Source organism: Flavobacterium columnare NBRC 100251 = ATCC 23463 (assembly GCF_002530675.1).
Taxonomy (GTDB): Bacteria; Bacteroidota; Bacteroidia; order Flavobacteriales; family Flavobacteriaceae; genus Flavobacterium; species Flavobacterium columnare.
In genome coordinates this window covers 1-9,433 of the sequence record NZ_PCMX01000111.1, presented here as the reverse complement: position 1 = coordinate 9,433, position 9,433 = coordinate 1, and the positions used below count along the sequence as shown (strand labels likewise).

The 9,433-nt window shown below is 31.3% G+C and carries 5 protein-coding genes and 1 pseudogene; 4 read left to right on the top strand and 2 right to left on the bottom strand.

What is annotated here, in order from left to right; translation table 11 throughout:
* Positions 1-594: 594 nt before the first annotated feature.
* From B0A78_RS12635 to katG, 4 genes are all read left to right on the top strand, one after another.
* Positions 595-1,158 carry a Crp/Fnr family transcriptional regulator gene (locus B0A78_RS12635; RefSeq protein WP_097609725.1) on the top strand — a complete coding sequence of 188 codons (564 nt, stop codon included), beginning with the start codon at positions 595-597 and terminating at the stop codon, positions 1,156-1,158.
* Positions 1,159-1,251: 93 nt separating this feature from the next.
* Entirely contained in the window at positions 1,252-2,037 is a 786-nt protein-coding gene (locus tag B0A78_RS12630; RefSeq protein WP_014165254.1) for a type 1 glutamine amidotransferase domain-containing protein, read from the top strand.
* Positions 2,038-2,270: 233 nt separating this feature from the next.
* The gene (gloA2, locus tag B0A78_RS12625; RefSeq protein ID WP_014165255.1) at positions 2,271-2,654 is read left to right on the top strand and encodes an SMU1112c/YaeR family gloxylase I-like metalloprotein; all 384 of its coding nucleotides are present in this window, start codon (positions 2,271-2,273) and stop codon (positions 2,652-2,654) included.
* 393 nt (positions 2,655-3,047) lie between these two features.
* On the top strand, positions 3,048-5,225 hold the full coding sequence (gene katG, locus B0A78_RS12620) for a catalase/peroxidase HPI (RefSeq protein ID WP_065213513.1): 2,178 nt from the start codon (positions 3,048-3,050) through the stop codon (positions 5,223-5,225).
* Positions 5,226-5,528: 303 nt separating this feature from the next.
* Here the strand turns inward: katG and B0A78_RS12615 are convergent, their stop codons facing one another.
* Positions 5,529-7,931, bottom strand: a complete 2,403-nt coding sequence (locus B0A78_RS12615; protein WP_014165257.1) for an alpha-ketoacid dehydrogenase subunit alpha/beta — start codon at positions 7,929-7,931, stop codon at positions 5,529-5,531.
* Between the two features lie 179 nt (positions 7,932-8,110).
* Positions 8,111-9,433 (bottom strand): annotated as a pseudogene (locus B0A78_RS12610) (aminopeptidase); the annotation flags it as partial.

The following is a 9,433-nucleotide window of genomic DNA, read 5'->3' as shown; positions in this document are numbered from 1 at the left end:
ATCATCAATTAAACAAAAAAATGATATAATTTTGTCTTTACAAAGCATGGGTTTCGTTTATTGGTTAGCAAAACAAATTTACTTAACCTTTTGCTTTGTTTTTCATTTTTAAACTAGCAACTTGAATTAATTATTCAGATTCCATATTAGTTAGAGGACTCAATGACTCAATAATTAAGATGCTAATTTTTTCTATAATGTGGAACTCCTTGCTTTCACTATTTTTAATTCCCTTATTCACAAAAGAGAACTCTGTAAATAGACATAAAAAAAATTTGAAAATTGTATTCATAATATGGAGTATTGGTTTTTACTTAATATTTACAAAACCAATCTGTATTTCCATAGCAGAAAAAATAAAAATAATTGAAAATGAGTCTGCTAAAGCTGAATAATATAGAAAAGAAAACATACAAAACGTTATCAGTCCTAGAGGACAAATATTTCTAAAAAATCATACTTATTTATATCAATATTAACAGAAAACCATCTAACTTAACTTTGTATTTTTTATCTTTTACACTATATTTACCTAATGGCAAGTCAAGCCACTAAAAGGAATATCCGATTTTAAAAAATACAGTTTACAAAAAGATGAGTGAGATACTAAGACATCAAATAGAAAAAATTACGCCATTAACAGATAAAGAGTTTGCATATATTTTGTCTCACTTTACAACCAAAAAGTTAAAAAAACACCAATATTTGATTCAAGAAGGAGACTTTGTACAAAATGATCATTTTGTCACAAAAGGTCTTTTAAAAGCTTATTATGTCAATCAAGACGGGAAAGAACACATCATGCAGTTTGCAATGGAAGATTGGTGGATTACGGATTATCAAGCCTATTTTAATGAAACAAAGTCAATACTAAATATAGACTGCATTGAAGCAACAGAAGTACTTTGTCTATCCTTGTGTAATAGAGAAAAATTATGTGCAGATATGCACAAAATAGAACACTTTTTTAGAAAAAAATCCAATTCAGGTTATATGGCCTTACAAAGAAGAATACTTTCTTTATTAAATAGCAATGCCAAAGAAAGATACGAGCAACTTCGTGAAAATTATCCAATATTATTTCAAAGAGTGCCTAAAACCCTAATTGCTTCTTATTTAGGTGTTTCAAGAGAAACCCTTAGCCGTCTTAGTTCTTAAGTGTGATATACATCACATAAAACTTGTGATTTATCTCCTGTGATAAGAGTAAGAATGTGTTGAAATTTGTAACCAACTAAAAATAGTAGGGTAATGAATAAATTATTTCAAAACAATTTGACAGGAATTATAGTAATTCTGAGTTATGTTATTTTTAGTGGTTTATGCCAAGTAAATGCGCAAACTTTAAATAGAAAAAAAATGAATAAAAAAATTTTATTTGTGGTTACAAGCCACGACAAATTAGGAGAAACAGGTCAATCTACTGGGTATTATTTAGGAGAAGTAACTCACCCTTGGGCTGTTTTGAGCGATGCAGGGTATGAAATAGAGTTTGTTAGTCCTAAAGGAGGTAATCCATCATATTATGGCGAAAATAATGAGGATCCTATTGATCAAAGATTTTTAGCAGACGAAAAATATCAAGCTAAAATCCAAAACACAATGAAACCATCGGATGTTAATCCATCGGACTATGTAGCTATCTTATATGCAGGAGGACATGGCACTATGTGGGATTTTGCAGACAATGAAGAACTGGCTCTAATTGCACAAAAAATTTATGAAAACAATGGAGTAGTAAGTGCCGTTTGTCATGGACCAGCAGGTTTGGTAAATATTAAACTTAGTAATGGTAAATATTTGGTTGATGGTAAAAAAATCAACGCTTTTACTAATGAAGAAGAAATTGCTGTAAAATTAGAAAATGTTGTACCATTTAGTCTAGAAACTAAACTTATTGAACGCGGTGCAAAATTTGAAAAATCAGGATTATGGCAATCTCATGTAGCAGTTGACCAAAGAGTCGTAACAGGACAAAATCCACAATCCGCTCATGGAGTTGGAGAAGCTGTTTTAAAAGAACTTCAAAAACTCTAATTAATTCTCAAAAATCATTTAATTCAATCATTTTTGTCTTAAATCTATTTAAACCCAGATTATGCGTTAGACTTTGTGATGAAAAAAGAAAGGGCAAAGAAAGTAAAAATACACGGAAATTTTTTACCACAGCTGTAGTTTTACTATATTGAGGACAAAAAAAGTACTTTTTTAGTTTCAAAAGCATTGTATCTGTAATAAAATTCTAATGCCTAATCTGGGTAAAACAAAATATGTTAAAGACTATTCATCATATAGCTATTATTTGTTCAGACTACGAAAAGTCAAAACATTTTTATACAAAAATTTTAGAATTAGAAATTATTAGAGAAGTATATAGAGAAGAAAGACAGTCTTACAAACTAGATTTAGCATTAAATGGTAATTATGTTATAGAGTTATTTTCTTTTCCTAATCCCCCAATGAGGGTTTCAAGACCCGAAACGTGTGGGTTAAGGCATTTAGCTTTTGAAGTATCAGACTTAGACGATATGATAAGAAAATTAAAGAAGCATAACATTGTAACCGAAAGTATACGAGTTGATGAGTTTACTCAAAAAAGATTTACTTTTTTTCAAGACCCCGATCAATTACCTATTGAATTATATGAAACTTAAAAACAGATACAATTAAGTTATTTACTAACTAATTACCATTTTAAAAAAATAATTAAAACTAAAAGCCTCATTTGATAATTTCAAATGAGGCTTTTTTGTAAAAACTATAAATAAATTGAATTGAACTATTTTAGGTTAATAATAACGAATAATTTAACTATTCTTCCCTGATTAATACATCGTTTTTTAATATATTTGAGTAAAAGTATTCCATAATATGATAAGTGTGTTTTATACTTGTAAGTAATCAATTCAGTACCCAAATCTAGTTTTACACTTTTTAAAAAGTTATTACTCGATTCATAAACAACCCTTTAGGGAAATCTAAAAAGAAGGGTATTAATACAAATAATAATGATAAGAGAAATAATAACTAAAATTTAAACTAAAAAAATGAACAATTCAAAAGAAGGAAAATGCCCCTTTCATCATGGAGCTAACACAGAATCTCAAAATTCAGTTGTAGATAAGTGGCCTAATGCACTTAATCTTGATATTCTACATCAACACGATACTAAGACAAATCCCTTAGGTGAAAAATTTAATTATGCAGAAGAATTTAAAAAACTTGATCTTGAAGCATTAAAAAATGATTTAAAAAAACTAATGACAGAAAGCCAAGACTGGTGGCCTGCAGATTGGGGACATTATGGAGGTTTAATGATTAGAATGGCATGGCATGCAGCAGGTACGTATCGTTTAGCAGATGGACGAGGTGGAGCCAATACAGGAAATCAACGTTTTGCTCCACTTAATAGTTGGCCTGATAATGGTAATTTAGATAAAGCACGTAGATTGTTATGGCCCATTAAGAAAAAATATGGGAATAAAATTTCTTGGGCAGATTTAATGATCCTAGCAGGCAATATGGCTTATGAATCAATGGGGTTTAAAACATTTGGTTTTGCAGGCGGACGTGAAGATATTTGGCATCCTGAAAAAGATATTTATTGGGGAGCAGAAAAAGAATGGTTAGCAAAAGAAAGATATTCTGATGATGCGGATAGTGAATCTCTTGAAAATCCTTTAGCAGCGGTACAAATGGGATTAATTTATGTAAATCCTGAAGGAGTTAACGGAGAGCCAGATCCGTTAAAAACAGCTCAAGATGTTCGAACTACGTTTAAACGTATGGCTATGGATGATGAAGAAACCGTAGCATTAACAGCAGGAGGACATACAGTAGGTAAAGCACACGGAAATGGTGATGCTTCTATCTTGGGACCAAATCCTGAATCTTCAGATGTTGAAACACAAGGTTTTGGTTGGATCAATCCAGAAGGGAAAGGAAATGCCGAAAATACTGTGACCAGTGGGTTAGAAGGAGCATGGACAACCACTCCAGATAAATGGAATCATACGTATTTTCATCTTTTATTAAATTATGAATGGGAACTAAGAAAAAGTCCAGCAGATGCTTGGCAATGGGAACCAATCAACATAAAAGAAGAAGACAAACCGTTGGATGCTCATATACAAGGAGTTCGTAGAAATCCTATTATGACAGATGCTGATATGGCTATGAAACTAGATCCTGAATATAGAAAAATATCAGAAAAATTCTATAAAGATCCAGCTTATTTTGAAGATGTATTTGCAAGAGCATGGTTTAAATTAACACATCGTGATTTAGGTCCTAAAAGTAAATATCTTGGAACTGATGCACCAAAAGAAGATTTAATCTGGCAAGATCCTATCCCCGTTGTTGATTACAAATTAAATGATACTGAAATAGAAGAGTTAAAAATAAAACTTTTGAACTCAGGACTAACTAAAACAGAACTAATTAATACAGCATGGGATAGTGCAAGAACTTTCCGTAGTTCTGATTTTAGAGGGGGAGCTAATGGTTCGAGAATTCGTTTAGCACCTCAAAAAAATTGGGAAGGAAATGAGCCTCAAAGATTAGAAAAAGTATTAAATAAACTTCAAGAAATTAAAACCGAATTGGCTCACAATATTAGTATAGCAGACTTGATTGTTTTAGGAGGTTGTGCAGCTATTGAAAAAGCAGCAGAAGAAGGAGGGATAAATATTAAAGTACCTTTTAATGCAGGAAGAGGGGATGCAACAGAAGATATGACAGATGTAGACTCTTTTTCTGTTCTAGAACCAATTCATGATGGGTACAGGAACTGGCTAAAAAAAGACTATGCTGTTGCCCCAGAAGAGTTGCTTCTAGATAGAACACAACTTATGGGACTTACGGCTCCTGAAATGACCGTTTTACTTGGTGGTATGCGAGTTTTAGGTACTAATTATGGAGGTGTAAAACAAGGTGTTTTTACAGAAAGAGAAGGTATTTTAAGTAATGACTTTTTTGTAAATATTACAGATATGAATTATACTTGGATCCCTGTTTCAGAAAATCTTTATAACATTGTTGATAGAAAAAGTGGAATCACAAAATGGACTGCTACACGAGTTGATTTAGTATTTGGATCAAATTCTATTTTAAGAGCTTATGCAGAAGTTTATGCACAAGATGATAATAAAGAAAAATTTGTACATGATTTTGTTAAAGCTTGGGTAAAAGTTATGAACTCTGATCGCTATGATTTAGTAAAATAGTCCTTACTATAAGATAATAAAAATAAAACTAACCTCGTTTAAAATAATTAATGAGGTTAGTTTTCTTAACATAAGATTTACATATATTTTTATTTCCCTTGTCTTTTTTATTCTCTAAATAAAAAAGAGAGTGTCTAAAAGTAGTAATGCAACTTCTAGCTTGGTTACTTAGAGGGAAGGAAAAGCTTCATTATCAGTACTATTTAATTCGCATTGTTTGTTTACATTCTTTGATCAGAATGATAAAATTGTAACTTTTTAGGATACCTTCCTTTTCTATTTATAATAAAAAAAAATCGAACTTTAGTATAAGCTTGGAAATTTACTAGGATTAGATTCGTGCATAATTTCATACACTTTTTCAAAAATATCTTCTACGGAAGGTTTTGAAAAATAATCGCCATCAGTACCGTAAGCTGGACGGTGTGCCCTTGCAGTAAGAGTTTCTGGTTGGCTATCTAGATATTTATACGCTTTTTGTTCTTCTACAATTTGTTGTAAAATATAGGCAGCAGCACCACCTGGTACATCTTCATCAACAATTAACAAACGATTTGTTTTGGCTACTGATTTTACAATGTCATGATTAATATCAAAAGGGAGTAATGATTGAATATCAATGATTTCAATATCAATTCCTATTTCTAGTAATTCTTTGGCTGCCTGTTCTACTAAACGTAAAGTAGAGCCGTAGGATACTATAGTTATGTCTTTCCCTTCTTTGAGTGTTTCTGTTATACCTATAGGTGTCTTGAACTCACCTAGATTCGTAGGCATTTTTTCCTTTAAACGGTAACCATTTAAACATTCTACTACTAATGCGGGTTCATCTGTTTGTAATAGAGTGTTGTAAAATCCAGCCGCTTTTGTCATATTACGAGGAACTAATACATGAATGCCTCGAATTGCATTTATAATCATTCCCATAGGTGACCCAGAATGCCAAATACCTTCTAAACGATGACCGCGAGTTCTTATGATTAAAGGTGATTTCTGACGACCTGCTGTACGATACTGTAGTGTTGCAAGATCATCACTCATGATTTGAATGGCGTATAATAAGTAGTCTAAATATTGAATCTCTGCTATAGGTCTTAATCCTCTCATAGCCATACCAATTCCTTGACCTAGAATAGTGGCTTCACGAATACCAGCATCACTTACACGCATTTCGCCATATTTTTCTTGCATTCCTTCTAAACCTTGGTTTACGTCTCCAATGTTTCCAGAATCTTCACCAAAGATTAAAGTTTGTGGGTATTTTGCAAAAATAGCATCAAAATTGTCTCTTATAACTAAACGAGCGTCTACTTCTTCTGAATTTTCATCATAAGTAGGTTTTATTTCATTGATAGCAAGTACATTGTTTTCTGATTGGGAGAACAAATGAGAGCTAAATTTAGGTTGAATTTTAGCAATATATTGACTGATCCAATTTGCTAGAGTTATTTTGCTGTTTTCTTGTATTAGCATTCTTAATACTTTGCGTGCAGTTGTAAGAATGTCTTTACGAATAGGTTCTTTTATGCTATTTAAATCATGAGCATATTTTTCTATAAAAACTTTATTTGTAGCTTGAGAGGCAATGTTTTGTAAGATTGCTACTAATTCGTCTCTTTCGGTTTTTATAGGATTTGTGAAATTATTCCAAGCTGTTTTTTTGCCTTCTAATACATCCTTTTTAGCTTGAGTATCAATTTCGTCTAATTCTTCGGTTGTGGCTAAACTATTTTCTAGTAACCATTTACGCATTTGAGATAGGCAGTCAAATTCTGTTTCCCAAGCGAGACGTTCAGCGGATTTGTAGCGTTCATGCGATCCTGAGGTTGAATGGCCTTGGGGTTGGGTTAATTCATTGACGTGAATTAGTACTGGTACGTGTTCTTCTCTTGCTATTTTGGAAGCTTGTTGGTAGGTTTCTACTAATCCGGGGTAATCCCAACCTTTTACATTTAGTATTTCAAAACCATTGTTTGCTTGGTCTCTTTGAAAACCTTTTAAGATTTCCGATATATTTTCTTTTGTAGTTTGATAACGTGCGTGTACTGAAATACCGTATTCATCATCCCATACGCTCATTACCATAGGAACTTGTAATACACCTGCTGCATTGATTGTTTCAAAGAATAATCCTTCTGAAGTTGAGGCATTTCCAATAGTTCCCCAAGCTACTTCATTTCCTTTTACTGAAAAATTAGTAGTGTCTATTCCTTCTACATTTCTAAATATTTTAGATGCTTGTGCTAAACCTAATAAGCGAGGCATTTGTCCTGCTGTAGGAGAGATGTCAGCACTTGAATTTTTTTGCTTGGTTAAGTCATTCCAATTTCCATTTTCATCTAATGAATGTGTTGAAAAATGACCTCCCATTTGACGACCAGCACTCATAGGGTCGAATGCTAAATCTGTATGTCCGTAAAGACCTGCAAAAAATTGCTCAATAGTTAAAGCACCTATGGCCATCATAAAAGTTTGGTCACGATAATAACCTGAACGAAAATCGCCATTTTGGAATGCTTTTGCTAAAGCAAGTTGAGGAACTTCTTTTCCATCGCCAAAAATCCCGAATTTTGCTTTTCCTGTTAAAACTTCTTTACGACCTAGTAAACTACATTCGCGACTGATGCGTGCAATTTTATAATCATTTAAAACTTCTGTTTTAAAATCTTCAAAAGTTAATTCTTTTTTTTCTTCTACTTGTGCCATTTTTTTAAATGTAAGTACGCAAATTTAATTAAAAAGCGGTTATGTTGTGCTTTATTTTGAAAAAATAAAATTTAATTATTCGTATTTTTAATTCAATATAATCTTTTTTAATTGTTTATTTCTTATGAAAATATTGTTATTAATTAGATATATTTAATATAAATAGGTTTTTTATTATTCTAAAACCATTTTCTATTGAAAATACCTAAAAGTATTTTGGGATTAAGAGTAAATTGGAAACGTATTTTTTCGGCATAATTTTTTTGTCCTATTTCCCATCCATTTTTTGAATAAATAGGGCAAAATATTTCAAAATAATCAGGGACTATATTAAAATGAATTCCAGTGTCATAAACCCAATTAGGATTGCCATATTTATTTTTGTAGAGACCTACATCTCCATATAGTTGAATCCATTTCCATAAAGAGGAGGTTATGTTAAGAGCTGTTAACCATTGATTAGCGTAAGGATTGTTGAATTTTGATTTAAATCCTCCTTCTGCTATAATAATTTGTTGGCTAAAGAAACCTGATTTTTCACTTCTTCCGTAAAAAGAGTAGTCAAAAAGGTAATCTTTTGGGCGATCTAAACCAAAATCGTAATAAGAAGAATTGGTGTTTTTATAAAGAAATAAACCTCCGTAAAAACGTAATCCAATTTGGTAATTATTTTCAAAAAGTTTTCTATAGCTAATTTCATTAATGTATTTACCAAATTCATTACTTATTTGTATTTGATTTGATATATGGTATCCTTTTGCGGTTTCATTATTTCCAAATGAATAACGAGCATTGAAGACGGAATATTTTAATGGCGATAGGGTGTCTTTGGATAAAGGACTAAATTCTTTGTTTACAAAAACTTGTCTAAAAGAAAGGGTTTTGTATTCGTTTTTTGTGATATCTAAATTTCGAAATCGAAAGATAAGAGCGGGTATAACCCTAAAATAGGAAGCATTTTGTATGTAATGGTAATAAGAACTAGATAGGGTAAAACGAGTTTGAAAATTAGTATTAGAAGGTTTGTTTAATGAATAACCTATAAATCCACTACCTGTTAAGGATTGGGTGTTAAACGAATAACTAGGATTTATTTCGTAGTTAAAAGGGCGGGCTATAAAGCTTTCATTGTTTAAAATCAAGGAAAGTAAAGCACCATCATATACATTATAATCAATGTTAGGGTAATAAAAAATTTGGTTGTGTTTAGAGTTTTCTAGATCCCTAAAAAAAGTAAAATGTATTGGGCGGTTAGGTTTTAAAAAAGAGGTTGTTTTGTAATTGTTTTTTTTGTTTAATTCTGGAAAATAACTATTCTCGTTGATAATGAATTGATCTAATTCTTTTGTATTAAAACTTAAAATAGTATCTTTTTCAAAATGAGGAACAATCCATTTTTGAAATATCTTTTCTTTGTTTTTATAACCGCTCAGTGTAAAAGGTATATTAGAATTGTGGCTTTTTTTAATTTCTAGTTGAATTTGATTATCCTGATTTTGAAT

What these genes read in the sequence shown, in the direction of transcription:
- B0A78_RS12635 (WP_097609725.1), top strand. Translation starts at nt 595, where the DNA reads ATGAGTGAGATACTAAGACATCAAATAGAAAAAATTACGCCATTAACA.
- B0A78_RS12630 (WP_014165254.1), top strand. Translation starts at nt 1,252, where the DNA reads ATGAATAAATTATTTCAAAACAATTTGACAGGAATTATAGTAATTCTG.
- gloA2 (WP_014165255.1), top strand. Translation starts at nt 2,271, where the DNA reads ATGTTAAAGACTATTCATCATATAGCTATTATTTGTTCAGACTACGAA.
- katG (WP_065213513.1), top strand. Translation starts at nt 3,048, where the DNA reads ATGAACAATTCAAAAGAAGGAAAATGCCCCTTTCATCATGGAGCTAAC.
- B0A78_RS12615 (WP_014165257.1), bottom strand. Translation starts at nt 7,931, where the DNA reads ATGGCACAAGTAGAAGAAAAAAAAGAATTAACTTTTGAAGATTTTAAA.